Here is a 25,873-nt window from a genome sequence, read left to right as displayed (position 1 = left end):
ATATGATCGTCGGCGTTATCGGTGCGGGGCAAATGGGCGCAGGCATTGCGCAGGTGTCGGCAGGCGCCGGGCATGACGTGTTGCTGTCCGATATCGACCTCGCGCGGGCCGAAGCGGGCAAGGCAGGGATCGCCAAGGCGCTCGGGCGCCTCGTCGCGAAAGAGAAAATGACGCAGGCTGACGCCGACGCGCTCCTCGGCCGCATCACCCCGGTCGCCGACCATGCCGCCTTCGCGCCCGCCGAGCTCGTCATGGAGGCGGCGACCGAGCGCGAGGAAATCAAGCGCGCTATCTTTGCCAGTGTCGGCCAGCATCTCTCGGCGACAGCGATCCTCGCCAGCAACACCAGCTCGATTCCGATCACCCGCCTCGCGCAGGCCGCGCCCGATGCAGCGCGCTTCATCGGTGTGCACTTCTTCAACCCCGTGCCGGTGATGGGCCTGATCGAGCTGATCCGCGGCCTCGCGACGAGCGACGACACGCTTGCGAAGGTCGAGGCTTATGGCCGCGGGCTCGGCAAGGAGATCGTCCACGCCAACGATGCGCCGGGCTTTATCGTCAACCGCGTGCTGATGCCGATGATCAACGAAGCGATCTTCGCGCTCGGCGAAGGCGTCGCGACGATGCAGGACATCGACGCCGGCTGCCGCCTCGGGCTCAACCACCCGATGGGACCGATCACGCTCGCCGACTTCATTGGGCTCGATACGTGCCTCGAAATCATCCGCGTGCTTTACAGCGGCACTGGCGACCCCAAATTCCGGCCCGCGCCCTTGCTCGTCCAGTATGTCGATGCGGGCTGGGTCGGGAAGAAGGCGGGGCGCGGTTTTTACGACTGGACGGGTGAGGCGCCCGTGCCAACCCGCTGACGCCAATAAAAAGGGACCTTCCCCCGACTTTTATGACTGGACGATCCGCGCGGCATTGGCGACGATGCTTTCGGGGTCGGACATCCTTGTCTGTTGGGGGGAAATATATGCGTTTGGTTTTGGCCGCCGCGGCGGCGGCATTTTCGATTGCGGCGGCACCGGCGCACGCCCAGTCGGTTACGATCAAGAATCCGGCGGCTTTTGTCGCAACCCTGAAAGCCATGGGCTATGCGCCCGGCGCGCTCAGCAACGTCGATACGACGCCCGAGGTCGATGTCAGCATCGATGGTTTCGGAACGACGCTTCGCCTGGTGGGGTGCTCGGGCGGCGCGGATTGTAAATATATCACGCTCGTCGCGTCTTATAGCGATGTGATCAATCCGCCGACGGTGTGGGTGCAGAAAATGAACGACGAGTTCGACCTCCTGCGCGTCGGCAGGAACGAAAAGGGACAACTTTACATGTTCGGCGCTTATGTGGTCGAGGGCCTGCCGCGCAGCGAGCTCAAGCGTATTTTCGATTATTGGGTAGCCGACACCTCGGCGATCGGGACCGAAGCGATCAACGGCGGCTATACGAAGAAGAAATAGCGGAGCCGGCCGGGCCTTTATGCGTTGATATGATGCGCCGTTCCGGCGCGCCAACAGAGGGAAAGACCATGCGCAGCATCTGGTTGATGAGCCTGTCCGTCGCGGCCTTCGCCGTCCCGGTCCATTCATATGCCCAGCAGGGCGCCCCCGAAGAATCGACGATCAAGGATACCGCCAATTCGGTGACCGAACCGTTCGATGGCAAGGAAGTGCCGCCCAAGCTGCTGGCGATCCAGGAGGATCCCTATTCGCTGGCGGGGCTTGGCAAATGCGCGGCGATCATCCGCGAGGTGGAAGAGCTCAACGCGGTGCTTGGTGCCGACGTCAACGAACAGGTCGACAAGAGCCGCGCCAAGAAGCGCGAGGAAACCGCCGGGCGCGTCGCCGGTACGGTGGCAGGCGGAATCATTCCGTTTCGCGGGCTGATTGCCGAAGTAACCGGCGCCAATGCCGAACGGCGGCGCTATGCGCTCGCCGTCTACGCCGGAACGGTGCGGCGCGGTTTCCTGAAGGGCGTCGGGCTCGAGCGCGGCTGCAAGGCGCCCGCCCGGCCCTGATCGGTCACAGCGGCGTATAGACGACGCGGCAGCTTTCGGGCGCCGAACGCAGCGCGGTGTTCCACGTTACGTCATTGCCGTTGCGCTGCAGCCGCGCGCCGCTCTTGTTCTCATAGACCGCCCCGCCGTTCGACGGGGTCTGTTTGAGCACCATCGAACCGCGGCCGTTGACGCGGACGATCGCGGTGTTGCCGACATAGTCGACCTTCAGCTTCGTACCGCGGTTGCATTCATACGTCGTGCCCGTGTTGCGCGGCACCGACGAACAGGCCGCGAGCGCGAGGACTGCGGCGCCTGCCGCGAAAATGGCGGTCGGTTTCATATCCGTTCCCCCTCAATAGCCCGAACGGACGCACAGCACGTCGGCGAGATAGACCCGCCCGCTCACCGTTTCCATATGTTCGCGCGCCGACCCGTTCCAGCCGATCGAGCGGCACCAGTTATCCGCAGTCTGCGCTGCGCAATTGGCCGTCGCCGATCCGCGCGTGCAGGCGAGCACGCGATAGTTGCGCTCTGCGGGCTGCGTGTGGAACTCGGCGAAATTGCCGCGCGCGACCTGGTCGTTCGCGGGCGGATTGGGGTTCCAGCCGCCACCACCACCGCCGACCGGCCGGATCGATTGGATGGTGAGGCCGCGAAGAACGTTGTTCAGCATGGGCGTGTCGCGATCGACCGTTCGGCAATTGCCGCGATAGCGCGATTTCTCGCAGAGCTCCCACCGCCCGTTGGGGACGCGGATGGAATTGACCGGCCAGGAAAGGCCCAGATTGGGCTTTTCCTCGCCGATGAATACCGCGGGGCCGCGATAGCCGGCATCGCGATAGATGGTCGCTTCGGGAGGACGGTCGGGACGGTAGCGTTCGGTTTCGACGGTCTGCGCGTTCGAGGTGGCGAGGAAACCCGCCCCTATCGACGCCGCAGCCGCGGCAAGGATCGACAAACGATAAGCGGTTTTCATGACGGCCTCCCTGTTGACGAACGCGACGTGGGATTTGTTCTGCGGCACAGAATTTACGCTATTCAGGGGCCGCTTGCAAATTTTCCCAACCGATGGAGGCTAATACTTGCTCGTGTCGTAACGATTAGGTCAGGGCACCTTGGCGGGCGCCGTCGCCGGGGGTGCCGCAACATCGGACTTCGGCGTTTCCGCCGGTGCGGCAACGGGCGTGGCGGGTTCGGGCGCGGGGGTCGCCAGCGGCGGGGCAACGCCCAGCATCAGCCCCGCGAGCGCCGCCGACATCAGGTTCGACAGGCTGCCCGCGAGCAACGCCTTCAGCCCCAGCTTGGCGATCATCGGGCGCTGGTTCGGGGCGAGGCCGCCAGTCACCGCCATCTGGATCGCGATCGAGCTGAAATTGGCGAAGCCGCAGAGCGCAAAGGTCGCGATCGCGACCGCGGCCAGCGACATGTCGCCCTGCGCCTTGCCCAGGTCGATGAAGGCGACGAATTCGTTGAGCACGATCTTGCTGCCGAACAGGCCGCCGACCACCGCACTTTCTTCCCACGGCACGCCCATCAGCCACATGACGGGGCGGAAGATCGCGCCGATCACCGCCTGGAACGACAGGTCGGGATAGCCGAACCAGCCGCCGATCCCGGCGAGCAGCCCGTTGGCGAGTGCGACGAGCGCGACGAAGGCGAGCACCATCGCGCCGACCGCGACCGCGAGCTTGACGCCAGTCTGCGCGCCCTGCGCCGCCGCCATAATGATGTTCGCGGGCTTTTCCTCGTCGTGGCTCGCCTCGGGCATGATCACGGGTTCGATGCCGAGGTCCTTCGGATCGTCGGGCATCATGATCTTGGCCATCAGGATGCCGCCGGGCGCGGACATGAAGCTGGCGGCGAGCAGATAGGGCAGCAGCTGTTCGCCGATCATGCTCGCATAGGCGCCGAGGATCGTGCCTGCGACCCCCGCCATGCCGACCGTCATGATCGTGAAGAGCTGCGATGGGCTGAGCCCCGCGAGATAGGGGCGGATGACGAGCGGCGATTCGGACTGGCCAACGAAGATGTTCGCCGCGGCGCCGAGGCTTTCGACCTTGGTGATGCCGGTGATTTTCTGGATCGCGCCGCCGACCCATTTGATCACCAACTGCATGATGCCGAGATAATAGAGGATCGAGATGAGCGAGGCGAAGAAGATGATCACCGGCAGCGCGGCGATCGCAAAGCTGTGGCCGCCCATTTCGGGCGCGGCGAGCGGGCCGAAGATGAAATCGGTGCCGGCCTTGGCATAGCCGAGCAGGTTCGAGACGGCGTTCGACATCGCCTGGATCACCGCACGCCCCCACGGGGTGCCGATGACGAGGACCGCGAATCCGGCCTGGAGCAGGAAGGCGGGCACGACGACGCGGAGCCGGATCCAGCGGCGGTTCGACGAAAAAAGCACGGCGATCGCAAGCAATGCGACGATGCCGACCAAACCGATAAGGCGTTCCATAATGCTGATGCGTCCCCCGCAAGTTAATGGGCCTGAATAACGGGCTTTGGCGCCGGGGCAAGCGCCGCGCGTCGAGCGGTGCTTCCCGGTCTTTCCAGCGCCTGCAAAACCGACTATCGGGCGGCATGACCGAACCGACCTCGGCGGCGCTGCCGCGCACGCTTTCGCCCTCGCTCTTCCTCTTCTCGATCGTCTATGGCGGCATGGTCGTGCTCGCCGGCGTGCTCGGGAACAAGCAGGTCGCGCTGGGAAGTTGGCTGGCGGTCGAGGCGGGCATCTTTGCCTTCCTGATCCTTGTGGCGCTGTCGAGCGCGGTGTCGGAGCTCCACGGACAGTCGACCGCGAACCGCCTCGTGCTCTGGGGCTTCGTCCCGCTCGTGCTGTCGATCATGCTGACCGCACTGGTCCTGGCGCTTCCCGCCTCGCCCGAAATGCAGCCCGAACGGCTGGCGGCGTTCGACATGATCCTCGGACAGAGCCCGCGCCTGATGGCGGCGGGAATCGTCGCCTATGGCACATCGCAATTCCTGAACGTCACGATCTTCAGCAAGCTTCGCGGGCGCGAAGGCGCGGGTACCGGCGCGACATGGATTGCGATCCGCGGCGCGATCGCCAGCGCGCTCAGCCAGATCGTCGACACCCTGCTGTTCGTCACGATCGCCTTTTACGGCGTGTTCCCGATCGCCAACCTGATGGGCGGACAGATGCTCGCCAAGGTTGCGCTGTCGGTGCTCGTCATTCCTTTCGTCATCACCGGCCTGGTCGCTCTCGGCCGCAGCCTCGATGCGAAGAACGCCGGATGATGTCGATGACCGATCCCTCGAAAATGCCCGATCTGCTTGCCAAGGCCGAAACGCTCGTCGAGGCGCTGCCCTATCTGCAGCGCTATGCCGGCGAAACGTTTGTGATCAAATATGGCGGCCACGCGATGGGCGATCCCGAGGCGCAGCGTGATTTTGCCGAAGATGTCGTGTTGCTCAAAGCGGTCGGGATCAACCCGGTCGTCGTCCATGGCGGCGGGCCGCAGATCGGCGCGATGCTGAAGCAACTCGGGATCGAATCGACCTTTGTCGGCGGGCTGCGTGTCACCGATGCCGCGACCGCCGAAGTCGCCGAAATGGTCCTCGCGGGCAAGATCAACAAGGAAATCGTGAGCTGGATCGCCGCGCTCGGCGGTCGGGCGGTCGGCATTTCGGGCAAGGACGCGAACCTCGTCCTCGCCGAAAAGGTCAGCCGGACCGAGCCCGACCCCAATTCGGGGATCGAGCGCCATGTCGACCTCGGCTTCGTCGGTGAACCCGTCGCGGTCGATCCGACGATCCTCGTCAACCTGACGAACGACAATTTCATTCCCATAGTCGCGCCCGTCGCGCTTGGCGCCGACGGCGCGACCTATAATATCAACGCCGACACGATGGCGGGCGCGATCGCGGGCGCGCTCGGCGCGAAACGCTTTTTCCTGCTCACCGACGTCGCCGGGGTGCTCGACAAATCGGGGGCGCTGCTCACCGACCTCGACCGCCCGGCGATCGACGAGCTGAAGGGTGATGGCACGATCACCGGCGGGATGATCCCGAAGGTCGAAACCTGCGTCGCGGCGGTCGACGCCGGGGTCGAGGCGGCGGTCATCCTCGACGGGCGTATCCCGCACGCGATGCTGCTGGAAATTTTCACCGCGAGGGGTGCGGGGACGCTCATTCACCGCTAAGAGACGCGGCAAGACCCTTTTTCGGAGAATTCGCCTTGCTTCTCATGCTCCTCCAGATCGTCCACATCATCCTGACGGTCCTGTGGTGGTTCATCATCGCGCAGGCGGTGATGTCGTGGCTGATTGCGTTCAACGTCATCAACACGCACAACCAGTTCGTCGGCCAGCTCTGGACGGTGCTCGACCGGATCACCGAACCGCTCTATCGCCCGTTCCGCCGCATCATGCCCGATTTCGGCGGACTCGACCTGACGCCGATGCTGGTGCTGATCCTGATCATCATCATCGACGGGCCGGTGCTGAGCTATCTCGCGCGCCTCGCCTACGCCAACGGGATGGCGTGATGACCGCGGCGCAGGTGATCGACGGCAAGGCGTTTGCCGCCGGCCTGCGGGCGCGGATCGCCGACGCGGTTCCGGCGTTTGAAGCCGCGACGGGCCGTGCGCCCGGCCTCGCGGTCGTGCTGGTCGGCGACGATCCGGCGAGCGCGGTCTATGTCGGGTCGAAGGGCAAGGCGACGGTCGCCGCGGGTATGGAAAGCTTTGAATATCGCCTGCCCGCGACCGCGACGCAGGATGAGGTCGAGGCGCTGCTCGCGCAGCTCAACGCCGACGATGCGGTCGACGGCATCCTGCTGCAATTGCCGCTGCCCGGCCATCTCGACGAACAGGCGGCGGTCGCGACGATTGATCCCGACAAGGATGTCGACGGGCTGACCCCGGTCAGCGCCGGGCGCCTCGCGCTCGGCATTGCCGGCATGGTGCCGTGCACCCCCTATGGCTGTTTGCTGCTGCTCCAGGACCGGCTCGGCGACCTGTCGGGCAAGGACGCGATCGTCGTCGGGCGCTCGATCCTCGTCGGCAAGCCGATGGGGCAATTGCTGCTCGGCGCCAATTGCACCGTCACGATGGCGCACAGCCGGACGAAGGATTTGCCCGATCTCGTCCGCCGCGCCGATATCGTCGTCGCCGCAGTGGGCCGCGCCGAAATGGTCAAGGGCGACTGGATCAAGCCCGGCGCGATTGTCATCGACGTCGGGATCAATCGTCTGCCGCCTGCCGACGGCGCCGCGAAAGGGCGGCTGGTCGGCGACGTCGATTATGACAGTGCGGCGGCGGTCGCCGATGCGATCACGCCGGTTCCCGGAGGGGTCGGCCCGATGACCATTGCCTGCCTGCTCCGCAACACGCTTGTCGCCGCGCACCGCCGCGCGGGGCTTGCCGATCCGGAGGGGTTCTGATGCGCCGCTTGCTGGTCGCCGCGCTCGGCCTGACGATGCTGGCGGGCTGCGCCGCGCCGCACGACGAGTTCCGCAACCGCCCGCTTGCCGCGAACCCCAGCGCCTTCATCGCCGCCGAAATCGGCTTTGCCCGGCTTGCACAGGAAAAGGGGCAATGGACCGCGTTTCGCGAGACCGCGCATCCCGACGCGGTAATGTTCGTGCCGCAGCGGGTGAAGGCGCGCGACTGGTTGAAGTCGCAAAAGGACCCCGCCGAGGCGGTGAAGTGGCAGCCGCACGCGGTTTATGTCAGCTGCGACGGCAATTCCGGTGCAACAACCGGCGCGTGGCAGAAGGGGCCGGCGAACGGCTTTTTCACCACCGTGTGGGTGCGTGACGAAAAGGGCCGGATCAACTGGATCCTCGACCATGGCGATGAACTTAAAGCGCCGCGTGAAGCCCCCGACTTCATCGCGTCGAAGCAGGCGGTGTGCGGATCGCGCCCAGCGGTGCCGATTGAGGCTGGCGGCGAGGGCGAGGATATGGCGGTCGGCTTGTCGGCCGATCAGACGCTGAGCTGGACCTCGACCGTCCGCGCCGACAAGTCGCGCCGTGTGAAGATCCGCCTGTGGGACGGCAAGGATATAGCAACGGTCGTCGACGACCAGGTGGCGGCGCCGAAACAGCCATGATCGACCTGTTCATCTCGGCCTTCGTCACCTTGTTCGTCGTGATCGACCCGCCCGGCTGTGCGCCGATCTATGCCAGCCTGACGACGGGCGCGAGCGCGGCGCAACGCCGCTCGATGGCGATCCGCGCGACGATCATTGCGGGGCTGATCCTCGTCTTCTTCGCAATGTTCGGCGAAGCCCTGCTGAGCTTCCTCCACATCGACCTCGACAGTTTCCGCATCGCGGGCGGTATCATGCTGTTCATCATCGCGATCGACATGGTGTTCGAAAAGCGCACCGAACGCCGTGAACAGCGCGCCGAGAAGGTGATGGCGACCCCCGAGATCGAGGATGTGTCGGTGTTCCCGATGGCGATGCCGATGCTCGCTGGGCCGGGGTCGATCGCGTCGGTGATGCTGCTCGTGTCGCAGAACAACGGGCTCGACCGCGCCTTCGTCATTTTCGGCGCGCTGCTGCTTGTGCTGCTGCTGACGCTGGCTGCGCTTCTTTCGGCGGGGCCGTTGATGCGCTTGATCGGCAACAAGGGCGAAGCAGTGATCACCCGGCTTCTCGGCGTCCTGCTCGCCGCTCTCGCGGCGCAGTTCGTGATCGACGGGTTGAAGGCGAGCTTCCCGAGTCTGGCATAAAAAGGGGCGCCGCCTTTCGGCGACGCCCTTTCTTTTCCATGGGAATGGAACCTGTTTACCGCGCCGCGTTGACGTCGGCCTGCGTCACCGGGGCGATGCGGATTTCGACGCGGCGGTTGCACTGATAATCGGCCTCGCTGCGTTCGGGCGAGCATTTGAGCTGCGATTCGCCGTAACCGAGCGTCGCCATGCGCGCGCGCTGGATGCCGCGGCCGGCGAGATAGTCGGCAACCGAAGACGCGCGGCGTTCGGACAAGCCCTGGTTATAGCTGTCGCTGCCGGTCGAATCGGTGTGGCCATAAACGTCGATATAGGTGCTCGGATATTCGGCGAGCGTCGAGGCGACATTGTCGAGCGCGCTGCGGAACTGCGACTTCACCATCGCGCTGTTGAGGTCGAAGGTGACATCGCCGGGCATGTTGAGCACGAGCTGGTCGCCCTGACGCTCGACGTCGATGCCGGTGCCCGCAGTGCGTTCGCGCAGCTTCTTTTCCTGCTGGTCCATATAATAGCCGACGCCCGCGCCCGCGACCGCGCCGATACCGGCGCCGACGATTTCCTCGGTGCGGCTGTTGCGGCCGCCGATCAGGTCGCCGAGCAGGTAACCGCCCAGCGCGCCGCCGACGCCGCCGATCGCGGCCTTCGATATCTTGCGTTCGCCCGTTACGGGATCGGTGACACAGCCGGTCAGCGCGATCGCACCGATGCTGGTAAGGATGGTGAGCTTGATTGCCTTGCTGTTCATTTTTTCGCTCCCTTTATTCGGCGGTTGCTTCTGGTCCTGCATATACCACCCGTCCTGCGGATAACATATGGCGGGCAATCTGGTTCCAGAATTTGACTGAATGAAGGCTGAGCCGGAGGCGCGAGCGCGTGCCATTGTGCAATGCGACGCCTTTCGCTTATAGGGGGCACATGACCGAAGCTGACAGGGGCCGGGCGCCGACGCGCCGTACGACCGCCCAATGACCCCTTTTCCCTGGTCGGATGTTGCGATCATCCTGGTCCTCATCCTGCTCAACGGCGTTTTCGCCATGTCCGAACTTGCGATCGTCTCGTCGCGTGATCCGCGCTTGCAGGCGGCGGAAAAGCGCGGCAGCCGCGGTGCGAAGATTGCGCGCCTGCTCGCGTCCGACCCCGGCCGCTTCCTGTCGACCGTGCAGGTCGGGATTACATTGATCGGCGTTCTGACGGGTGCCTATTCGGGGGCCAGCCTGGGCCAGCCGGTGGCCGAGCGCCTGCAGGCGCTCTTCGGCCTCGATGCCGAGACCGCCTTGTCGGTTGCGTTCGCCGTGGTCATCGCGCTCACCACCTATGCCTCACTGATCGCGGGCGAACTCGTGCCCAAGCAGTTTGCACTGCGCGCGCCCGAGCGGATCGCGATCATCGTTGCGCCGATGATGTACTGGCTGTCGCGGATTGCCGCGCCGCTCGTCTGGATTCTCGACAATAGTTCGGCGCTGGTGTTCCGCCTACTCGGCCTCAACCGCGAATCGGAAGATCGCGTGACCGCCGAGGAATTGCACCTGATCGTCGCCGAGGCGTCGAAATCGGGGGTGATCGAGGAAAGCGAGCGCGCGATCATTTCGGGCGTCGTGCGCCTTGCCGACCGGCCGGTGCGCGAGGTGATGACGCCGCGCAAGGATGTCGACTGGGTCGACGTCGCGCTCGACGCGCGCGCGGTGCGCGACAAGTTGCTCGAAACCCCGCATAGCCGCCTGCCGGTCGCGCGCGGCTCGGTCGACGATATCGTCGGCGTCGTGCAGGCGCGCGACATTGCTTCGGCGCTGTTCCGCGGCGACGTCCTCGACCTCGAGCAATTGATGCGCCCCGCGAAGGTCATCCACGACCAGATCGACGCGATGGACGCGCTCGAGGCGCTGCGTGCCGCCGACGTGCCGATGCTACTCGTCCATGACGAATATGGTCATTTCGACGGACTGGTGACCCCCGCCGACCTGCTTTCGGCGATCGCGGGCGAGTTTGCGTCGGACCAGGATATCGGCAGCGAGCCCTTCGTCGTCGAGCGCGACGACGGCAGCCTGCTGATCGCCGGGTCGATGCCCGCCGACCAGATGGCCGAACGGCTGGGGATCGAACTGGGCGAAGACCGCGACTATGCGACCGCGGCGGGCCATGTCCTCGCGATCCTGAAGCACCTGCCGACTGAAGGCGAGAAATTCACCGACAGGGGCTGGCGCTTCGAGATCGTCGATATGGACGGGCGCAAGATCGACAAGCTGCTCGTCACCGAGGTCAGCAAGCCGAAGGAAGCGGAAGGCTAGAGCTCGCCGCCGAGCGCGCCATATTTCGCTTCGAACCCGGCCTTGTCGCCGCGTGCGAGATAGCCGGCCTGATCGACGATAGCGTCGCGCGCGATGCGGCCCTGGAAGGCGCCGAGCTGCGGATCGATCCGCGCGACGTCGGCGTCGGTCCAGTCGGCGATCTGGCGGAAGCTGGTGACGCCGAGTCCGTTGAGCAACGCGACGAGCTTCGGCCCCACGCCCTTCAGCAGTTGCAGATTGTCGGGTCCCGATTTCGCAGGCGCCGCGGCGGGTTTTGCGGCGGGCGGCGGCGGAACGGTCGGCTCCTCGGGAATGGCTGCGGGTTCAGCCGGTGCTGGCTTCGCGGCGGCTTTCTTGGCCGCCGGTTTGGCCGCCGCTTTCGTTGCAGGCTTCGCCGCTGCTTTCGCCACCGGCTCCTTGGCCGCGGTCTTTTTCGCGGCGGGTTTTGTGGCGGTTTTGGGTTTCGCCGCGGGTTTCGGTGCGGGAGACGGAGCCTCGGCCACCGGTTCGGCGACGGGCGCTGGTTCCGGCGCAGGTGCCTTGGCGGCCGGTTCGGGCGCAGGCGGCGGTGCAGTCGCAGCGACGGGTTGCGGCTTGGGTTCGACCGGCTTGAAGCGCGCGGGTTCGGCCGCAATAATCTCGGGCTTTACCGGTTCGAGCGGTTTGGCCGGCTTTGCCGGCTCGGCGGCGGGTGGTGCAATCTCCTGGGGTTTCGACCGGCCGAACAGCCACCACAGCAACACGACGGCGACAACGAGTCCGACAACCGCGATAATCCAGTTTTCCTGAAGCCAGGCCATGATCTTCTCCGCTTGTGATTTAGGTCCAGCCTATGCGGCCTGCCATGCCGCGTCCAGCCGCGCTTACTCCGCTTCGCGCGCAACCTCGCGCCAGCCGATGTCGCGACGGCAAAAGCCGCTGGCGAAATCGAGCTTGTCGACCGCGGCATAGGCGCGCGCCTGCGCCTCGGTGACCGTGCGCCCCGTCGCGGTGACGTTGAGCACGCGTCCGCCCGCAGCGACGATCTGTCCGTCGGCGCGCGCCGTGCCAGCGTGGAAGACGCGCACGCCGCCCGCTTCGGCGTCGGCGATGCCATGGATCGCGCCGCCCTTTTCGGGGGTCGCTGGATAGCCGTTGGCGGCCATCACGATCGTCAGCGCATAATCGCTGGCGAAGGCGGGCGGGGCCGCACCCTCGAGCGCACCGGTCGACGCCGCATGAAGCAGCGCGGCGAGGTCGCCGGTCGTGCGCATCATCAGCACCTGGCATTCGGGATCGCCGAAGCGGCAATTATATTCGATCAGCTTCGGCCCTTCGTCGGTGAGCATCAGGCCGGCGAAGAGCACGCCGACATAGGGCGTGCCCTCGGCGGCAAGCGTGGCGACGGTCGGGCGGATGATGCGGTCCATCACCGCTGCCTCGAGATCGGCGGTCAGTACCGGCGCCGGGCTGTACGCGCCCATGCCGCCGGTGTTCGGCCCCACGTCGCCGTCGCCGACGCGCTTGTGGTCCTGCGCGCTGCCGAACGCCATCACGTTCGTTCCGTCCGACAGCGCGAAGAAGCTCGCCTCCTCGCCGGTCATGAACTCCTCGATCACCACCTCGGCGCCAGCGCTGCCGAACGCGCCGTCGAACATATCGTCGATGGCGGCTTCGGCCTCTTCGCGCGTTTCGGCGATGATCACGCCCTTGCCCGCGGCGAGGCCGTCGGCCTTGATCACGACGGGGATCGAAAAGCCTTCGAGCACCGCGAGCGCTTCCTCGGCGCTGGTACAGCGAACATAAGCGGCGGTCGGGATTGACGCGCGGGCGCACAGATCCTTGGTAAAGCCCTTCGATCCTTCGAGGCGGGCGGCAGCGGCGCTCGGACCGAAGGCGGCGATGCCGATTTCGCGCAAGCGATCCGCGAGGCCCGCGACGAGCGGCGCTTCGGGGCCGACGACGACGAAATCGATCGCCTGCGCCTTCACAAAGGCGATGAGGCCATCGATGTCGTCCACTCCGATCGCCACGCATTCGGCGTGCGCCTCGATCCCCGGGTTGCCCGGCGCGGCATAGAGCTTGGCGCAGCTTGGCGATTGTGCCAACTGCCAGCTGAGCGCATGTTCGCGCCCCCCCGATCCGACCAGCAGGATATTCATGTCTGTCCCTTTTCCCGACCCGGCGTCCGATAGCGATACGCCCGCGCGGCTGTTAGCCGAGGGCGGGCCCGGCGACAATGCGCCTGCTTTGTCGGTCAGCCAATTGTCGGCCGCGATCAAACGCACGGTCGAGGACGGCTTCGCGCGCGTGCGCGTGCGCGGCGAATTGTCGGGGGCGAAGCGCGCGGCGTCGGGGCATTTCTATGCGGCGCTGAAGGACGATAATGCGCTGATCGACATGGTCATGTGGAAGGGGCAGGCGGCGCGCCTTGCTTTCCGTCCCGAGGACGGGATCGAGGTGATCGCGACCGGCAAGCTCACAACCTATCCGGGCCGGTCGAAATATCAGCTCGTCGTCGACACGCTCGAAGTCGCGGGCGAGGGCGCGCTGATGCTCCTCTTCGAGAAATTGAAGGCGCGGCTCGGCGCCGAAGGGCTGTTCGATCGCGACCGCAAATATGACCGGCTGCCCTATCTCCCCCGCACGATCGGGGTCGTGACGTCGCCGACCGGGGCGGTGATTCGCGACATTCTGCACCGCCTTGCCGACCGCTGCCCGACGCATGTCATCGTCTGGCCGGTGCTGGTGCAGGGCGATGGCGCGGCGGCGCAGGTCGCGAATGCCATCCGCGGCTTCGACGCCATCGCGCCCAGCGGGCCGGTGCCGCGCCCCGACCTTGTCATCGTCGCGCGCGGCGGCGGCTCGATCGAGGATCTGTGGGCGTTCAACGAGGAGGCCGTCGTGCGCGCGATCGCCGACTGCCGTATCCCGACGATCAGCGCCGTCGGTCACGAAACCGACGTGACGCTCGCCGATTATGCTGCCGACGTGCGCGCGCCGACGCCGACCGCCGCCGCCGAGATGGCGGTGCCGGTGCGCGCCGAACTGCAGGCGCAGCTCGCGACGTGGAACGGGCGGATGATCGGCGCGGCGAACCGCCATCAGTCGCTGGCAAGCGAGCGGCTGACCGCGCTCGCGCGCCACCTTCCGAAGCGCGACGCGCTTTATGCGCCGCAGCGCCAGCGGCTCGACGACGCCGGCGAGCGGCTCGACCGCAGCCAGCGTCACCGGCTGATGGTGATTTCCGAACGGCTCGCGACGCGCGGCGCGGCGCTGCGGCCGGCCTTGCTTGCGCGGCGCTGGGACCGCGATCGTGCGCAGCTCGAAGGACTCGGGCGGCTGCTCGACAGCCTCGATCCGCGCGCGCTGCTTTCGCGTGGCTATGCGATGGTGCGGGATAGCGGCGGCGCGATCGTCACGACCGCCGCGAAGGCGAAAGATGCCGGGCATCTGCGGCTCCAGTTCGCCGACGGCGAACTGCCGGTGCAGGTCGGGGATGGTCCGTCTCCTGCGCCGCGACCGCCGCGCAAGGCGCCCCCGACAGGGCCCAAGCGAGGGCAGGGCGAGCTTTTCTGATGTCGGCGGGGGTGGCCGCGCGCGGCGATGCTGTTATAGTCGTGGCGATGACATCCCCCCGAATGGACCAAGAATCATGCTGATCGCCAGCCGCAACCGCCTCGCCCGCCTCCAGTACGGACCGAACGGGTTTCGCGTCCTTGCTCCCGGCGATCATGTCCTTTGCGCGGTGACGGGCGCGCCGATTGGTCTCGACGAACTGCGCTATTGGTCGGTCGCGCGGCAGGAACCCTATGCCAGTGCCGAAATATCGGTGAAAGCCGAACTGGACGCCGCGCGCGACGCATGAGGGTCACGACGGATTGGCGGCGGCATGGGGCGGCGCTGGCGTTGCTGATCATCGCTGCCGGGTGTGTGCCGCCTGCCGAGACCGAAGCGCGGCCTGCGCCCCGGCCCGCCGCCGAGCCGGTCGCTACAGCGCCGTTGCCCGCGCCGCCGCGCGCGCCGGTTCGTCCCGATTTCACGCTGGCAGGGCTCGCCGAACAAGGCTCGGTCATGGTCGGACAGGCGCCTAGCGACACGCGCACCCTTACCTTCGAGGGCAAACCCATTCCCGTCGCCGCGGATGGCCGTTTCCTGATCGCGTTCGACCGCGATGCCGCGCCAAGCGCGCGCCTCGTCGCAACGCTGGCCGACGGCCGCGCGGTCGAGCGCGTCCTCGCCGTTGCGGCGGGCAGCTGGCGGCTCGAACATATCAACGCCCCCTATCGCGGCAGCGCGTCGAGCGACGCCGATTTCGAGCGCCGCCGTCCGGCCGAGCTCGCGCAGATCGCCGCGGCGCGCAACACGGCCGTGGAGTCCGATGGGTGGCGGCAGGCGTTCCGCTGGCCGGTGACGGGGCGCCTGTCGGGCTTCTTCGGGTCGCAGCGCGTGTATCAGGGCAAGCCCGGAACCTATCATAGCGGCACCGATGTCGCGGTCCCCGCCGGCACCCCGTTTGTCGCGCCCGCCGACGGTGTGGTCGTGCTCGCGGCGGCGACGCCCTTCACGCTCGAGGGCCATCTGCTGATCGTCGATCATGGCATGGGACTGAGCAGCGCCTTCCTCCACTGCCAGCGGCTCGATGTGAAGGTCGGCGACCGTGTCGTGCAGGGGCAGCCGCTCGGGACGGTGGGCCGGACGGGACGTGCGACGGGCCCGCATCTCCACTGGGGTTTGAAATGGCGCGACGCACGCCTCGACCCCGGGAAGCTGGCGGGAGCGATGCCCCGGTAATGCGCGGACAGTGCGCTGCGAATTCGTAACCATTGAAACAATATGTCGCGAATGACGCGCTGCAGCATATTGTGTTTCGCCGAGTTTCCGCGTTTGTTGCAAATACGTCACAATGGCTTGCGAAACGGCCAATCGCGCCGGGAATTCCCTTTACTCGACATGAACGAAAGGTCATCCCGCACGCTATCGGGGCGTTTGTGTGCCGGCTTTTTTGCCGTCATGTCGGGGGTCCGGGTAACTCAATCCACCAGTAGCAAGGGACTGCACTGTGAAGAAAACCCAATATTCCAAGCTGAAGCTAGGCGCTGCGCCGCTCGTACTGAGCGTCGCCCTGGTTTCGGCTCCTGCCTACGCGCAGGACGCCGCCGAAGAGACTGCCGCTGCGCAGTCGGAAATCGTCGTCACCGGCTCGCTGATCCGCAACCCGAACCTTGAGCAGTCGACCCCGGTCAACGTCACGACCTCGGACACGATCGAACTGAAGCAGTCGAACGTCGCCGAAGAAGTCCTGCGCGAAATGCCCGGCGTCGTCCCCAGCATGGGTTCGGCCGTCAACAACGGCAACACCGGCGGTTCGTACGTCGATCTTCGCGGCCTCGGCTCGACCCGCAACATCGTCCTCCTGAACGGCAACCGCGTCGCTCCGTCGGACGTCAACGGCCGCGTCGACCTTAACAACATCCCGCTGGCCCTGATCGAGCGCGTCGACGCGCTGACCGGCGCCGCCGTGACCACCTATGGTGCCGACGCCATCACCGGCGTTGTGAACTTCATCACCAAGCGCGATTTCGCCGGTCTGGAAGTCACCGCTTCGCAGCAGATCACCGAACAGGGCGATGGCGCCACCTTCCGCGTCGACGCCACCATCGGCGCGAACTTCGACGATGGCCGTGGTAACGCAGTGCTGAGCATCGGCTACCAGTCGGCCGACGCCATCTATCAGGGCGACCGCGACTTCTCCTTCTTCCAGGTCGACAGCTACACCGGCGGCAATGGCGGTTCGGGCACCGCGGTTCCGTCGCGCTTCTCGGGCACCCGCCCGCTGATCGCCGGCACCAACAACCCGAATCTCGACCCGACCGTCGCCAACGGCGGCCTGCGTCAGGTCAACGCCGCCGGCCAGGGCGTCGGCACCTTCTCGACGTTCAACTTCAACCCCGACAACATCTTCCAGACCCCGTTCGAGCGTTACAACATCTACGCTCAGGCGAACTATGAAGTGTCGGACGCGATCGAAGTCTACACCCGCGGCATGTTCTCGAAGAACAAGGTCTCGACGATCATCGCACCGTCGGGTTCGTTCGGCGGCAACGTCACGATCAACCTGAACAACCCGTTCCTGCCCGCAACGCTGCGCAACCAGTTCTGCGCATTCAACACGGCAACCGATGGCACCTACTCGGCGCGTATCAACCCGACGGATTGCGCCAACGCAGCAACGGCAACCGGTCGTTCGGACCCGAACTATCGTGAAGTCACCGTCACGCTGAACCGTCGTACGCCCGAAGTCGGTCCGCGCATCAGCGACTATCAGACGACCTTCTTCGACTATCGCGTTGGCGCCCGTGGCGGCATCACCGACACGATCGACTGGAACATCGAAGGCGCCTACGGCGAATCGGAGAACGTCCAGACGATCCAGAACTACACGCTGCAGTCGCGCTTCCGTCAGGGCACGCTCGTCAACGGCACGCTCGCCAACCCGGTCTGCCAGGACACGTCGAACGGCTGTGTGCCGGTCAACATCTTCGGCCCCGAAGGTTCGATCACGCCGGAAGCCGCTGCATTCCTGTCGGAAAACAGCTCGACGACCAACCGCACCGCGCTGTCGCAGGTTCGCGCGATCATCTCGGGCGACCTCGGCTTCACCTCGCCGGGCGCGGTCCAGCCGATCGGCTTCGCTCTCGGTGCCGAATATCGCAAGTATACCGCGCAGCAGGCGTCGGATACGCTCGCCAAGACCCCGGGTGAACTCGGTGGCGCCGGCGGTGCGGCTCCCGACATCGACGGCAAGTACGACGTCTATGAAGCTTATGCCGAAATCGTCGCGCCGCTGATCGAAGACAAGCCGTTCTTCGAAAGCCTGACCCTCGAAGCCGGCATCCGTTATTCGGATTACAGCATCGCGGGTGGCGCAGGTTACGACACCTGGACCTGGAAAGCCGGCGGTAGCTGGGAACCGGGTGCGGGCGTCAAGATCCGTGGTAACTACAGCCGCGCTGTCCGCGCGCCGAACATCGGCGAACTGTTCACGCCGCTTTCGGTCGGCCTGACCAACCTCGGTATCGATCCCTGCGCGGGTGCCGCGCCGACGACCAATGCCAACCTGCGCGCCGTCTGTCTCGCACAGGGCGCTCCGGTCGGCACGATCGGGTCGATCACCAATCCGACCGCGGCCCAGGCCAACATCAACGCGGGCGGCAGCCTCGCGCTGCAGCCGGAAAAGGCGAACACTTGGACGATCGGTGCGGTGTTCCAGCCCGACTTCCTGCCGCGCTTCAACCTGTCGGTCGACTATTACAACATCAAGATCGACAACGTGATCGGCGCTCCGCTGCCGGGTGACATCATCTCGGCTTGCTTCGGCAACGTGACCGCCGCCAGCGCTGCTGATCCGGCTTGTACCGTTATCCGTCGTAACCCGACCACCGGTGGTCTCGACGGCGATCCGGCAACGACGCCGGGCCTGTTCGGTCAGACGAACAACAACGGCCGCCTGTTCACCGACGGCATCGACCTGCTGATGAACTACAACATGGATCTGGGCTTCGCGAGCCTCGACTGGTCGTTCGTCGGCAACTGGACGCACTCGTCGAAGTTCAAGTCGGACGTGAACCTGGCGTCGTCGCTCAACCGCGAATGCGTCGGCTACTACAGCGTGAACTGCTCGTTCACGGGCTCGATCCAGCCCGAGTATCAGTTCTCGAACCGCTTCACGCTCGGCTTCGACAAGGTCGACCTGTCGCTGCTGTGGCGTTGGCAGGACAGCGTGTCGTTCGAACCCGCACAGCTGCAGGCTGACCTCGACGCGGCGATCGACGCCGGTGTCGACCCGGTCAACGGCTGCCCCGATCCGACGGGCACCGATCCGAACGGCTGCATGGTCAATCCGGAGTTCCGCAAGATCAAGGCGGCACATTACTTCGACCTGACCGGCCGTTTCAGCGTCAGCGACAACCTGACGGTGACGATGACCGTGCAGAACCTGCTCGACAAGAAGCCGCCGATCGTCGGCAACTCGATCGGTTCGACCACCTACAACAGCGGCAACACCTTCCCGTCGTCGTACGACGCGCTGGGTCGCCGTTACGCGGTGTCGGCGAAGCTGAAGTTCTAGTCGCTTCACGCTTCGGCAAGAATTGGGGGCGGACAGCAATGTCCGCCCCTTTTTCTATGCGCTCGCTCGCCGGGTGGAAGGATGGTTTCGGGGCGGGACCTGCCCCTTGCGAACCCCGGCGAAAGCCGGGCGCCAGCGCGGAAAAGCGTAAGGCTGGCATTGGAATTCTGGACCCCGGCTTTCGCCGGGGCGCACGTCTCTATCGGCAGAAACCGATCGGAAGCTGACGAAAAAGTGGCGTTAGCAAGGGAGACGAACGCGGATGGCGCTAGCGCGGCCGAAGCGCTCCGGGGAGCATCATCGGGATGCCCGCCTGATCGGCGACGGCTTCTACCCAGCCGACGACCTGTTCGATCTCTTCGCCATGGGCGGCTTCGGCCGCGGCGAGATCGCGTTGCCGCTCGCCTGCAAGAAAGGGCGTGCCCGATTTGCTGTTCCGGCCGAGCGCGGGGTGACCGGCGATCGCGGCGCGGTCGCCCGCAAGCCCCAGATGATCCATCGCCGCCGCAACCATCGCAGCCGGATCGCGCGTCAGTTCTTCGCTGTCGAGCGAAGCAATCCGGTCGGGCGCCCAGGCGAGCAGCGCTTCGAACGCTTGCTGTTGCGCGAGCCAGCCGACCGCGGCGACTTGCAGGTCCGACTGGCGAAAATAGTCGCGCGCTTCGAAGCCCAGCGTGACGAAGCCATCGGTCAGATAGCCTTCGAGCAGTTCGCGGCACCACAGCCGGCACCACATGCCCTTGCGCGCGACCGACAGCAGGAAGGCGCGCAACGGTGCGTAAAGCAGGATCGCGCGCGCTTCGGGGCGCAGCATCAACGCGCCGCGCGCGAGCGGGTTGAAGATGTTCGACGGCTTGACGATCACCGCCTCGCGTTGGGTGAAACCGCGTCCGAGCATGGCGAGGGCATCGTCCATCACCGGCGCATGATCGCGCGCGCTTGCGCCGCGCCGACGCCAGCCCACCATGTCGTTGAGCAAGACGGGCTCGGAGAGGCTGGTCGAGACGCCCGGCTGGTCGAGCGCCTGCGCCAGCATCGTCGATGCGCAATAGGCCGAATGAAACAGGAAATGGATCGGCGCACCGCGGCCGGTCGCCGCCTCGCGGCAGTCGGTTCGCCGGATCACGAGCGGCGAATTTTCTTCGCCCAGATGCAGGTCGGTCAGGAAGGGAATCTGCGCGCGCGTCGCGCGGCCGACGCGGCGAAAATGAAAGGCGTCATGTCCCGGATCATAGCGATGCGCGAGCCATTCGGCATCGTCGACGATGGCGGTCACGGGAAGCGCGGCGGTCATCAATCGACCTTGCCGATTGCCCCTGCCGATGGCAAGCATGGGCATGACCAGCACATCTCCGACCGCCTCGCCGATCGAGGCCAACAGGCTTGGGATCGCTGCCCTGCAGGCGGGCGATGCAGAGGCCGCCACAAGGCATTTTTCCATCGCGATTGCGGGCGATCCGCATTCGGGAGCGTTGCAGCGCAACCTTGCCTCGGCATGGCGTGCGCTGGGTGACGACGATCGCGAATTGGCGGCGCTCGATGCCGCGCTGGCGATCGATCGCCGCGACCTGATGGCGTGGGTCCGCAAGGGCGAGCGGCACGAAGCACGGGGCGAAAAGGGCGCTGCGCTCGCCGCATGGAGCGCCGCGATCGCGCTCGGCGGCCAGCTCAAGCCGGTGCCGCAACCGCTCGAGGCGCTTTTGGCGCAAGGGGAGGCCTTTGTCGCGGGTGCGACGGGAACGATGTACGATGCCGCCATGGACGCGTTCGGTGAGGTTCGCGCCGCGCTTTCGGAAACCGAAGCGCGACGGGGCGAAGCGTTCATTGCAAGCGCGCTCGGCCGCCGCCGCGTCTATCAGAATGAATGCGCGGGGGTTTATTATCCGTTCCTGCCCGCGGACGAGTTTTTCGACCGCGATCATTTCCCGTGGCTGGCCGGTATCGAAGCGCAGACCGACGCGATCCGTGCCGAACTGCTTGCCTTGCTCGACGATCCCGGCGAAGCGCTGCGCCCCTATGTGCGACTGGAGGCCGGGACACCCGACACGATCTGGTCGGGCCTCGACAACCGGCTCGACTGGGGCGCCTGCTTCCTGTGGGAATATGGGGAGCCGAACCAGCCGGTGCTTGATCGCTGCCCCGCGACCGCTGCCGCGCTCGCGGCGATTCCCGGCGTGCGTATTCCGGGCCGGGCGCCGAGCGCCTTCTTCTCGATGCTCAAACCGCACACGCGTATTCCGCCGCACACCGGGGTGACGAACACGCGTGCGATCATCCACCTGCCGCTGATCGTTCCGCCCGGCTGCGGTTTCCGTGTCGGGGGTGAGACGCGAAGGTGGGAGGAGGGGGTGGCCGTTGCCTTCGACGACACGATCGAGCATGAGGCGTGGAACGACAGCGACGATTTGCGCGCGGTGCTGATTTTCGATGTGTGGAACCCGCATCTGAGCGAGCGTGAGTGCGATGTCCTGCGGCGCTATTTCGCTTCGGCCGACGCGTCGGGCTATGCGGTTCCGCGCTAGGCGCCAAGCCGGGGACGGCGGGGCCGGGCGCGGCCGAAATTCAGCTTTGCGAAAGCCCCGCGGGGAAATATGATGGCGTATCAGGCTGCGGGCCGAACCCGCGGGAGGAGGATTTATATGAACCGGATTTTGCCTGCATTCGCAGCGTTTGCGTTGCTGGCCGCGCCAGCGGCTTTCGCCGCCGAACAAACCGCCGCCGATCGGGCGCCGCCGTCCAAGCCGCCGTCGGCGATGACGCCGACCGAAATTAAAGAATATAATGTCGGACTGGCGGAGACCCATCCTTATTATATCAAGTGCCGCAAGACGCTCGAAATCGGCTCGCTCGTGAAGAAGATCCGTACCTGCTACACCAATGAGAAGTGGAAGCAGGTGATTGCGAACAGCAGCCAGAACGCGCGCGAGACGACCGAGGCCTTCGTCAGCGGAGCGGGCAGTTCGTCCAACTGATCGGCGGCCGATTCCCTCGAAGGAGCGAGACGATGCGTAAGATGCTCATCCCGGTGCTTCTGACTATCTTCGCGGCGACATCGGCGGCCGCGAACGAAGGCGGCACGACGAACCTCGCGCGCGCGCCATCGGACATGTCGAGCGCCGAAATCGATGCCTATAACCAGGGGCGTACGGCGAACGATGCGGACTATATCCGGTGCCGCCGGATCGAGGTGCCGGGATCGCTCGTCAAGAAGCTGCGCGTTTGCAACACGAACGGCGAGTGGCGGCGGATCGCGGACAAGGGCAACCAGGATGCCCGCGATTCGATGGAAACGCTCGCACGCGGCTGGAGCAATTCGCAAGAACCTGCGGGATCGATCATCTACACGCCTCCAAAATAGGGGAACCGGTGCGATGTTGCATATGCTGACCATGGTCGCGTTTGTCGTCACCTCGGTGTCTGCCGCGGACCCTGCTGCGAGCCGGACAGCGCCCGATCGTCCGCCGTCGACGATGACGAGCAGCGAGATCAAGGCGCACAACGAGGGGCTGCCGCCGACGCACCCCTATTTTGTGAAATGCCGCAAGATCGGGGAAATCGGCTCGCTGGTGAAGAAGGCGCGCGTTTGCCACACGAACGAGCAGTGGAAGCAGTTGTGGGTGCAGGGCAATCAGGATTCGCGCGACACGATGGATGCCTTTTCGAGCAAGGCGGGCGATTGCCGGGCAACCGGCACCTGCTGAAGCGGGTATTTCGGCTGCGACAGGGGGACTTCGATGATCCGCACGATGATGGTTCTGACGCTCGCGACCCATGCGGTGCCTGTCGCCAGCGTGGGTCCTGAGCGCCGCCCCCCGCTCGATCGGCCCGCCTCGACAATGACGAGCAGCGAGATCCGGGCCTATAATGTCGGGCTGGCGCCGACGCATCCCGACTTTATCAAGTGCCGCAAGATCGAGGAAATCGGCTCGCTGGTGAAGAAGGCGCGCGTCTGTCACACGAACGAGCAATGGAAGCGGCTGTGGATGCAGGGCAACCAGGATGCGCGTGACACGGTAGATCATTTCGGCAGCAAGGGAGGCGGTTGCCCGCCGGGGGCCCTTTGCTGAAAATCGGCCGAGCAGAAACAGGAAAGGGCGGCATTTCTGCCGCCCTTTCGTTTATGCCGGGGTGAGTTTCAGGGCCCCGTCTCCCTCGTCGACCTTGATCGTCGAGCCGTCCTTGACCTCGCCCTTCAGGATCAGGTCGGCGAGCGGATCCTGCAGATATTTCTGCACCGCGCGCTTCAGCGGCCTTGCGCCATACACCGGGTCATAGCCGACGCGGCCGAGCCACGCGCGCGCGGCATCGGTGAGGTCGAGCGTGACCTTGCGATCGGTGAGCAGCTTCTGGACGCGCGCGACCTGGATGTCGACGATCCCGCCCATATGCTGCTGCGCGAGCCGGTTGAAGAGCACGATCTCGTCGAGCCGGTTGAGGAACTCGGGCCGGAAATGCGCACGCACGACTTCCATGACGGCGGGCTCGGCCTGTTCGACCGGGGCGTCGTCGGGGAGCGCAGCGATCGCCTGGCTGCCGAGGTTCGACGTCAGGATGATCAGCGTGTTGGTGAAGTCGACCGTGCGCCCCTGCCCGTCGGTGAGGCGCCCGTCGTCGAGCACCTGCAGCAGGATGTTGAACACGTCGGCATGCGCTTTCTCGACCTCGTCGAACAGCACGACCTGATAGGGCCGGCGGCGCACCGCTTCGGTGAGCGTGCCGCCCTCTTCATAGCCGACATAGCCCGGCGGCGCGCCGACGAGCCGCGCGACGCTGTGCTTTTCCATGAATTCGGACATGTCGATGCGGACCATCGCATTGTCGTCGTCGAACAGGAACCGCGCGAGCGCCTTGGTGAGCTCGGTCTTGCCGACGCCCGTGGGCCCCAAGAAGAGGAAGCTGCCGAGCGGGCGGTTGGGATCCTGAAGGCCCGCGCGCGCGCGGCGTACGGCGGTCGAGACGGCGCGGACGGCCTCGTCCTGCCCGATGACGCGCTGTTCGAGCGTCGCCTCCATGCCGAGCAGTTTCTCGCGCTCGCCTTCCATCATCCGGTCGACCGGGATGCCGGTCCATTTGCTCACGACCGCGGCGATATCGTCGGCGGTGACTTCCTCGCGGAGCATCGCGTTTCCTGCGGCCGCCTGCGCCTCCTCGAGCCTTTTTTCGAGGCCGGGAATCGTGCCGTAGCTAAGCTCGCCCGCTTTCGCGAGGTCGCCGGCGCGCTGCGCCTGATCGAGCGCTGAGCGCGCGGCGTCGAGCTCTTCCTTGATCTTCGCCTCGGCGTGGATCTTGTCCTTCTCGGCCTGCCATTTCTGGGTGAGGCCCGCCGACTGTTGCTCCAGGTTGGCGAGCTCGGACTGGAGCGTCGCGAGCCGGTCCTTCGACGCGGCGTCGCTTTCCTTGCCGAGCGCCGCTTCCTCGATCTTCATCTGGATGATGCGGCGGTCGAGGCTCTCGATCTCCTCGGGCTTCGATTCGACCTCCATGCGGATGCGGCTCGCGGCCTCGTCCATCAAGTCGATCGCCTTGTCGGGCAGGAAGCGGTCGGAGATATAACGATTCGACAGCGTCGCGGCGGCGACGATCGCGCCGTCGGTGATCCGCACGCCGTGGTGCAGCTCATATTTCTCCTTGATCCCGCGCAGGATCGAGATCGAATCCTCGACCGTTGGCTCGCCGACGAACACCGGCTGGAAGCGCCGCTGAAGTGCGGGGTCCTTTTCGACATGCTTGCGATATTCGTCGAGCGTGGTCGCGCCGATGCAATGGAGCTCGCCGCGCGCGAGCGCGGGCTTCAGGAGGTTCGACGCATCCATCGCGCCCTCGCCCTTGCCCGCGCCGACGAGCGTGTGCATCTCGTCGATGAAGAGGATGATCTCGCCCTCGGCGGCCTTGACGTCGTCGAGCACGCCCTTGAGGCGTTCCTCGAACTCGCCGCGATATTTGGCGCCCGCGATCAGCGCGCCCATGTCGAGCGACAGGAGGCGGCGATCCTTCAGGCTGTCGGGCACGTCGCCGTTGACGATGCGCAGCGCGAGGCCCTCGGCGATCGCGGTCTTGCCGACGCCGGGTTCGCCGATCAACACGGGGTTGTTCTTGGTCCGGCGCGCGAGGATCTGCACGGTGCGGCGAATTTCCTCGTCGCGGCCGATAACGGGATCGAGCTTGCCTTCGCGCGCAACTTCGGTGAGGTCGCGCGCGAATTTCTTGAGCGCTTCATAGCGGTCTTCGGCCGAAGCGGTGTCGGCGGTGCGGCCGCCGCGGAGGTCGTTGATTGCGGTGTTGAGTGCGTCGGCCTTCACGCCCGCGTCGGCGAAGGCCTTGCCAACCGGGGTCGTCGCCGAAAGCACCATTGCGAGCAACAGCCGTTCGACGGTGACATAGCCGTCGCCGGCCTTGGACGCGACCTGTTCGGCCTGATCGAGCAGGCGCACGGCGTCATTGTCGAGGCCCGGCGTTTGCTGCGCGCCCGAACCCGACACCGCAGGAACCTTGGCAAGCAGCGCGTCGATGCCCTGCACCGCGCGCGGGGCGTCGCCGCCGCTCTTCGCGATCAGGCCCGCGGCCATGCCTTCATTGTCTTCGAGCAGCGCCTTGGCGATATGCTCGGGCGAAATCCGCTGATGGTTCATGCGGATCGCGATCGTCTGCGCCGCCTGCAAAAAGCCCTTGGCGCGGTCGGTAAATTTTTCGAGGTTCATTCAGAAAGCCCCTTTCTTGCCGAGCAAGATAGTGTTGCTATTGTGCAACACAAGGGGCCTTCCGAGGTTCCGCAAAACT

At 65.7% G+C, this 25,873-nt stretch carries 27 protein-coding genes; 19 read left to right on the top strand and 8 right to left on the bottom strand.

The features are described 5' to 3' along the window. The first annotated feature begins 2 nt into the window (after window positions 1–2). The 3 genes from VGN62_RS17425 to VGN62_RS17415 all read left to right on the top strand — a co-directional run bounded on the left by VGN62_RS17425 (window position 3) and on the right by VGN62_RS17415 (window position 2,016). A complete protein-coding gene (locus VGN62_RS17425) occupies window positions 3–869 on the top strand; it encodes a 3-hydroxyacyl-CoA dehydrogenase NAD-binding domain-containing protein (protein ID WP_327456223.1) in 867 nt (288 codons plus the stop codon). Between the two features lie 107 nt (window positions 870–976). Continuing rightward, complete coding sequence (locus VGN62_RS17420; RefSeq protein ID WP_327456221.1) at window positions 977–1,459, top strand: hypothetical protein; 483 nt, start codon at window positions 977–979, stop codon at window positions 1,457–1,459. Window positions 1,460–1,527: 68 nt separating this feature from the next. Then, complete coding sequence (locus VGN62_RS17415) at window positions 1,528–2,016, top strand: hypothetical protein (RefSeq protein WP_327456219.1); 489 nt, start codon at window positions 1,528–1,530, stop codon at window positions 2,014–2,016. Window positions 2,017–2,020: 4 nt separating this feature from the next. Here the strand turns inward: VGN62_RS17415 and VGN62_RS17410 are convergent, their stop codons facing one another. The 3 genes from VGN62_RS17410 to VGN62_RS17400 all read right to left on the bottom strand — a co-directional run bounded on the left by VGN62_RS17410 (window position 2,021) and on the right by VGN62_RS17400 (window position 4,456). Next, entirely contained in the window at window positions 2,021–2,338 is a 318-nt protein-coding gene (locus VGN62_RS17410; RefSeq protein WP_327456217.1) for an MliC family protein, read from the bottom strand. Between the two features lie 12 nt (window positions 2,339–2,350). Then, window positions 2,351–2,974 (bottom strand): beta/gamma crystallin-related protein, encoded by a 624-nt coding sequence (locus VGN62_RS17405; RefSeq protein ID WP_327456215.1) that lies wholly within the window; start codon window positions 2,972–2,974, stop codon window positions 2,351–2,353. Window positions 2,975–3,103: 129 nt separating this feature from the next. After that, window positions 3,104–4,456, bottom strand: coding sequence for a NupC/NupG family nucleoside CNT transporter (locus VGN62_RS17400; protein ID WP_327456213.1), 1,353 nt, complete (start codon window positions 4,454–4,456; stop codon window positions 3,104–3,106). Window positions 4,457–4,581: 125 nt separating this feature from the next. Here VGN62_RS17400 and VGN62_RS17395 point away from each other — a divergent pair, with 125 nt between their 5' ends. From VGN62_RS17395 to VGN62_RS17370, 6 genes are read left to right on the top strand one after another with little or no spacing between them, the layout of a single operon-like run. Further along, window positions 4,582–5,259 carry a queuosine precursor transporter gene (locus VGN62_RS17395; RefSeq protein WP_327456211.1) on the top strand — a complete coding sequence of 226 codons (678 nt, stop codon included), beginning with the start codon at window positions 4,582–4,584 and terminating at the stop codon, window positions 5,257–5,259. Beyond that, on the top strand, window positions 5,256–6,164 hold the full coding sequence (gene argB, locus VGN62_RS17390; RefSeq protein ID WP_414713296.1) for an acetylglutamate kinase: 909 nt from the start codon (window positions 5,256–5,258) through the stop codon (window positions 6,162–6,164). The genes VGN62_RS17395 and argB overlap by 4 nt, the downstream gene beginning before the upstream one ends. 44 nt (window positions 6,165–6,208) lie before the next feature. Next, window positions 6,209–6,508: a YggT family protein gene (locus VGN62_RS17385; RefSeq protein ID WP_062185958.1), complete on the top strand. Its 300-nt coding sequence runs from the start codon at window positions 6,209–6,211 to the stop codon at window positions 6,506–6,508. Beyond that, window positions 6,508–7,404, top strand: coding sequence for a bifunctional methylenetetrahydrofolate dehydrogenase/methenyltetrahydrofolate cyclohydrolase FolD (gene folD, locus VGN62_RS17380; RefSeq protein ID WP_327456207.1), 897 nt, complete (start codon window positions 6,508–6,510; stop codon window positions 7,402–7,404). The genes VGN62_RS17385 and folD overlap by 1 nt, the downstream gene beginning before the upstream one ends. Continuing rightward, on the top strand, window positions 7,404–8,075 hold the full coding sequence (locus VGN62_RS17375; protein ID WP_327456205.1) for a hypothetical protein: 672 nt from the start codon (window positions 7,404–7,406) through the stop codon (window positions 8,073–8,075). The genes folD and VGN62_RS17375 overlap by 1 nt, the downstream gene beginning before the upstream one ends. Beyond that, window positions 8,072–8,701 carry a MarC family protein gene (locus VGN62_RS17370; RefSeq protein ID WP_327456203.1) on the top strand — a complete coding sequence of 210 codons (630 nt, stop codon included), beginning with the start codon at window positions 8,072–8,074 and terminating at the stop codon, window positions 8,699–8,701. The genes VGN62_RS17375 and VGN62_RS17370 overlap by 4 nt, the downstream gene beginning before the upstream one ends. Before the next feature lie 55 nt (window positions 8,702–8,756). On the opposite strand, the gene VGN62_RS17365 is transcribed toward VGN62_RS17370, so the two are convergent. Further along, complete coding sequence (locus VGN62_RS17365) at window positions 8,757–9,446, bottom strand: OmpA family protein (protein WP_327456201.1); 690 nt, start codon at window positions 9,444–9,446, stop codon at window positions 8,757–8,759. A 220-nt stretch (window positions 9,447–9,666) separates the two neighbouring features. Between VGN62_RS17365 and VGN62_RS17360 the strand changes: the two genes are divergently transcribed. Further along, a complete protein-coding gene (locus VGN62_RS17360) occupies window positions 9,667–10,986 on the top strand; it encodes a hemolysin family protein (protein WP_327456199.1) in 1,320 nt (439 codons plus the stop codon). Here VGN62_RS17360 and VGN62_RS17355 read toward each other — a convergent pair. Next, window positions 10,983–11,786: a hypothetical protein gene (locus VGN62_RS17355; RefSeq protein WP_327456197.1), complete on the bottom strand. Its 804-nt coding sequence runs from the start codon at window positions 11,784–11,786 to the stop codon at window positions 10,983–10,985. The two genes, VGN62_RS17360 and VGN62_RS17355, sit on opposite strands and share 4 nt — an antisense overlap. A gap of 63 nt (window positions 11,787–11,849) precedes the next feature. Continuing rightward, window positions 11,850–13,127 (bottom strand): phosphoribosylamine--glycine ligase, encoded by a 1,278-nt coding sequence (gene purD / locus VGN62_RS17350; protein WP_327456195.1) that lies wholly within the window; start codon window positions 13,125–13,127, stop codon window positions 11,850–11,852. On the opposite strand from purD, the gene xseA reads away from it, so the two are divergent. The 4 genes from xseA (at window position 13,126) to VGN62_RS17330 (ending at window position 19,096) form a co-directional block, all read left to right on the top strand. After that, on the top strand, window positions 13,126–14,544 hold the full coding sequence (gene xseA / locus VGN62_RS17345; protein ID WP_327456193.1) for an exodeoxyribonuclease VII large subunit: 1,419 nt from the start codon (window positions 13,126–13,128) through the stop codon (window positions 14,542–14,544). The two genes, purD and xseA, sit on opposite strands and share 2 nt — an antisense overlap. A gap of 76 nt (window positions 14,545–14,620) precedes the next feature. Next, window positions 14,621–14,833: a DUF2093 domain-containing protein gene (locus VGN62_RS17340; protein WP_327456190.1), complete on the top strand. Its 213-nt coding sequence runs from the start codon at window positions 14,621–14,623 to the stop codon at window positions 14,831–14,833. Beyond that, on the top strand, window positions 14,830–15,759 hold the full coding sequence (locus tag VGN62_RS17335; RefSeq protein ID WP_327456188.1) for a M23 family metallopeptidase: 930 nt from the start codon (window positions 14,830–14,832) through the stop codon (window positions 15,757–15,759). Before VGN62_RS17340 ends, VGN62_RS17335 begins: the two co-directional genes overlap by 4 nt. Window positions 15,760–16,027: 268 nt before the next feature. Next, complete coding sequence (locus VGN62_RS17330; RefSeq protein ID WP_327456186.1) at window positions 16,028–19,096, top strand: TonB-dependent receptor domain-containing protein; 3,069 nt, start codon at window positions 16,028–16,030, stop codon at window positions 19,094–19,096. Between the two features lie 268 nt (window positions 19,097–19,364). On the opposite strand, the gene VGN62_RS17325 is transcribed toward VGN62_RS17330, so the two are convergent. After that, window positions 19,365–20,390 carry a hypothetical protein gene (locus tag VGN62_RS17325; RefSeq protein ID WP_327456184.1) on the bottom strand — a complete coding sequence of 342 codons (1,026 nt, stop codon included), beginning with the start codon at window positions 20,388–20,390 and terminating at the stop codon, window positions 19,365–19,367. 43 nt (window positions 20,391–20,433) lie between these two features. Between VGN62_RS17325 and VGN62_RS17320 the strand changes: the two genes are divergently transcribed. From VGN62_RS17320 to VGN62_RS17300, 5 genes are all read left to right on the top strand, one after another. Beyond that, window positions 20,434–21,618 (top strand): aspartyl/asparaginyl beta-hydroxylase domain-containing protein, encoded by a 1,185-nt coding sequence (locus VGN62_RS17320; protein ID WP_327456182.1) that lies wholly within the window; start codon window positions 20,434–20,436, stop codon window positions 21,616–21,618. Between the two features lie 72 nt (window positions 21,619–21,690). Further along, a complete protein-coding gene (locus tag VGN62_RS17315; RefSeq protein ID WP_327456180.1) occupies window positions 21,691–22,068 on the top strand; it encodes a hypothetical protein in 378 nt (125 codons plus the stop codon). Window positions 22,069–22,100: 32 nt separating this feature from the next. Then, the gene (locus VGN62_RS17310; RefSeq protein ID WP_327456178.1) at window positions 22,101–22,454 is read left to right on the top strand and encodes a hypothetical protein; all 354 of its coding nucleotides are present in this window, start codon (window positions 22,101–22,103) and stop codon (window positions 22,452–22,454) included. A gap of 13 nt (window positions 22,455–22,467) precedes the next feature. Further along, on the top strand, window positions 22,468–22,797 hold the full coding sequence (locus VGN62_RS17305; RefSeq protein WP_327456176.1) for a hypothetical protein: 330 nt from the start codon (window positions 22,468–22,470) through the stop codon (window positions 22,795–22,797). Window positions 22,798–22,830: 33 nt separating this feature from the next. After that, the gene (locus VGN62_RS17300; protein ID WP_327456174.1) at window positions 22,831–23,163 is read left to right on the top strand and encodes a hypothetical protein; all 333 of its coding nucleotides are present in this window, start codon (window positions 22,831–22,833) and stop codon (window positions 23,161–23,163) included. Window positions 23,164–23,214: 51 nt separating this feature from the next. On the opposite strand, the gene clpB is transcribed toward VGN62_RS17300, so the two are convergent. Continuing rightward, window positions 23,215–25,794 carry an ATP-dependent chaperone ClpB gene (gene clpB / locus VGN62_RS17295; RefSeq protein WP_327456172.1) on the bottom strand — a complete coding sequence of 860 codons (2,580 nt, stop codon included), beginning with the start codon at window positions 25,792–25,794 and terminating at the stop codon, window positions 23,215–23,217. Window positions 25,795–25,873: the final 79 nt, after the last annotated feature.

The organism is Sphingopyxis sp. (assembly GCF_035998905.1).
GTDB lineage: Bacteria > Pseudomonadota > Alphaproteobacteria > Sphingomonadales > Sphingomonadaceae > Sphingopyxis.
The sequence above is the reverse complement of the archived record's forward strand: the minus strand, read 5'-3'. Positions and strand labels throughout refer to the sequence as shown.

Coding starts and splice junctions, on each gene's coding strand:
- purD (WP_327456195.1), bottom strand. CDS start 13,127: ATGAATATCCTGCTGGTCGGATCGGGGGGGCGCGAACATGCGCTCAGC.
- xseA (WP_327456193.1), top strand. CDS start 13,126: ATGTCTGTCCCTTTTCCCGACCCGGCGTCCGATAGCGATACGCCCGCG.
- VGN62_RS17325 (WP_327456184.1), bottom strand. CDS start 20,390: ATGACCGCCGCGCTTCCCGTGACCGCCATCGTCGACGATGCCGAATGG.
- VGN62_RS17375 (WP_327456205.1), top strand. CDS start 7,404: ATGCGCCGCTTGCTGGTCGCCGCGCTCGGCCTGACGATGCTGGCGGGC.
- VGN62_RS17410 (WP_327456217.1), bottom strand. CDS start 2,338: ATGAAACCGACCGCCATTTTCGCGGCAGGCGCCGCAGTCCTCGCGCTC.
- VGN62_RS17335 (WP_327456188.1), top strand. CDS start 14,830: ATGAGGGTCACGACGGATTGGCGGCGGCATGGGGCGGCGCTGGCGTTG.
- VGN62_RS17420 (WP_327456221.1), top strand. CDS start 977: ATGCGTTTGGTTTTGGCCGCCGCGGCGGCGGCATTTTCGATTGCGGCG.
- VGN62_RS17425 (WP_327456223.1), top strand. CDS start 3: ATGATCGTCGGCGTTATCGGTGCGGGGCAAATGGGCGCAGGCATTGCG.
- VGN62_RS17400 (WP_327456213.1), bottom strand. CDS start 4,456: ATGGAACGCCTTATCGGTTTGGTCGGCATCGTCGCATTGCTTGCGATC.
- VGN62_RS17405 (WP_327456215.1), bottom strand. CDS start 2,974: ATGAAAACCGCTTATCGTTTGTCGATCCTTGCCGCGGCTGCGGCGTCG.
- VGN62_RS17415 (WP_327456219.1), top strand. CDS start 1,528: ATGCGCAGCATCTGGTTGATGAGCCTGTCCGTCGCGGCCTTCGCCGTC.
- VGN62_RS17320 (WP_327456182.1), top strand. CDS start 20,434: ATGACCAGCACATCTCCGACCGCCTCGCCGATCGAGGCCAACAGGCTT.
- VGN62_RS17305 (WP_327456176.1), top strand. CDS start 22,468: ATGTTGCATATGCTGACCATGGTCGCGTTTGTCGTCACCTCGGTGTCT.
- VGN62_RS17365 (WP_327456201.1), bottom strand. CDS start 9,446: ATGAACAGCAAGGCAATCAAGCTCACCATCCTTACCAGCATCGGTGCG.
- VGN62_RS17315 (WP_327456180.1), top strand. CDS start 21,691: ATGGCGTATCAGGCTGCGGGCCGAACCCGCGGGAGGAGGATTTATATG.
- VGN62_RS17360 (WP_327456199.1), top strand. CDS start 9,667: ATGACCCCTTTTCCCTGGTCGGATGTTGCGATCATCCTGGTCCTCATC.
- VGN62_RS17310 (WP_327456178.1), top strand. CDS start 22,101: ATGCGTAAGATGCTCATCCCGGTGCTTCTGACTATCTTCGCGGCGACA.
- VGN62_RS17370 (WP_327456203.1), top strand. CDS start 8,072: ATGATCGACCTGTTCATCTCGGCCTTCGTCACCTTGTTCGTCGTGATC.
- argB (WP_414713296.1), top strand. CDS start 5,256: ATGATGTCGATGACCGATCCCTCGAAAATGCCCGATCTGCTTGCCAAG.
- VGN62_RS17385 (WP_062185958.1), top strand. CDS start 6,209: ATGCTCCTCCAGATCGTCCACATCATCCTGACGGTCCTGTGGTGGTTC.
- VGN62_RS17355 (WP_327456197.1), bottom strand. CDS start 11,786: ATGGCCTGGCTTCAGGAAAACTGGATTATCGCGGTTGTCGGACTCGTT.
- folD (WP_327456207.1), top strand. CDS start 6,508: ATGACCGCGGCGCAGGTGATCGACGGCAAGGCGTTTGCCGCCGGCCTG.
- VGN62_RS17395 (WP_327456211.1), top strand. CDS start 4,582: ATGACCGAACCGACCTCGGCGGCGCTGCCGCGCACGCTTTCGCCCTCG.
- VGN62_RS17340 (WP_327456190.1), top strand. CDS start 14,621: ATGCTGATCGCCAGCCGCAACCGCCTCGCCCGCCTCCAGTACGGACCG.
- VGN62_RS17300 (WP_327456174.1), top strand. CDS start 22,831: ATGATCCGCACGATGATGGTTCTGACGCTCGCGACCCATGCGGTGCCT.
- clpB (WP_327456172.1), bottom strand. CDS start 25,794: ATGAACCTCGAAAAATTTACCGACCGCGCCAAGGGCTTTTTGCAGGCG.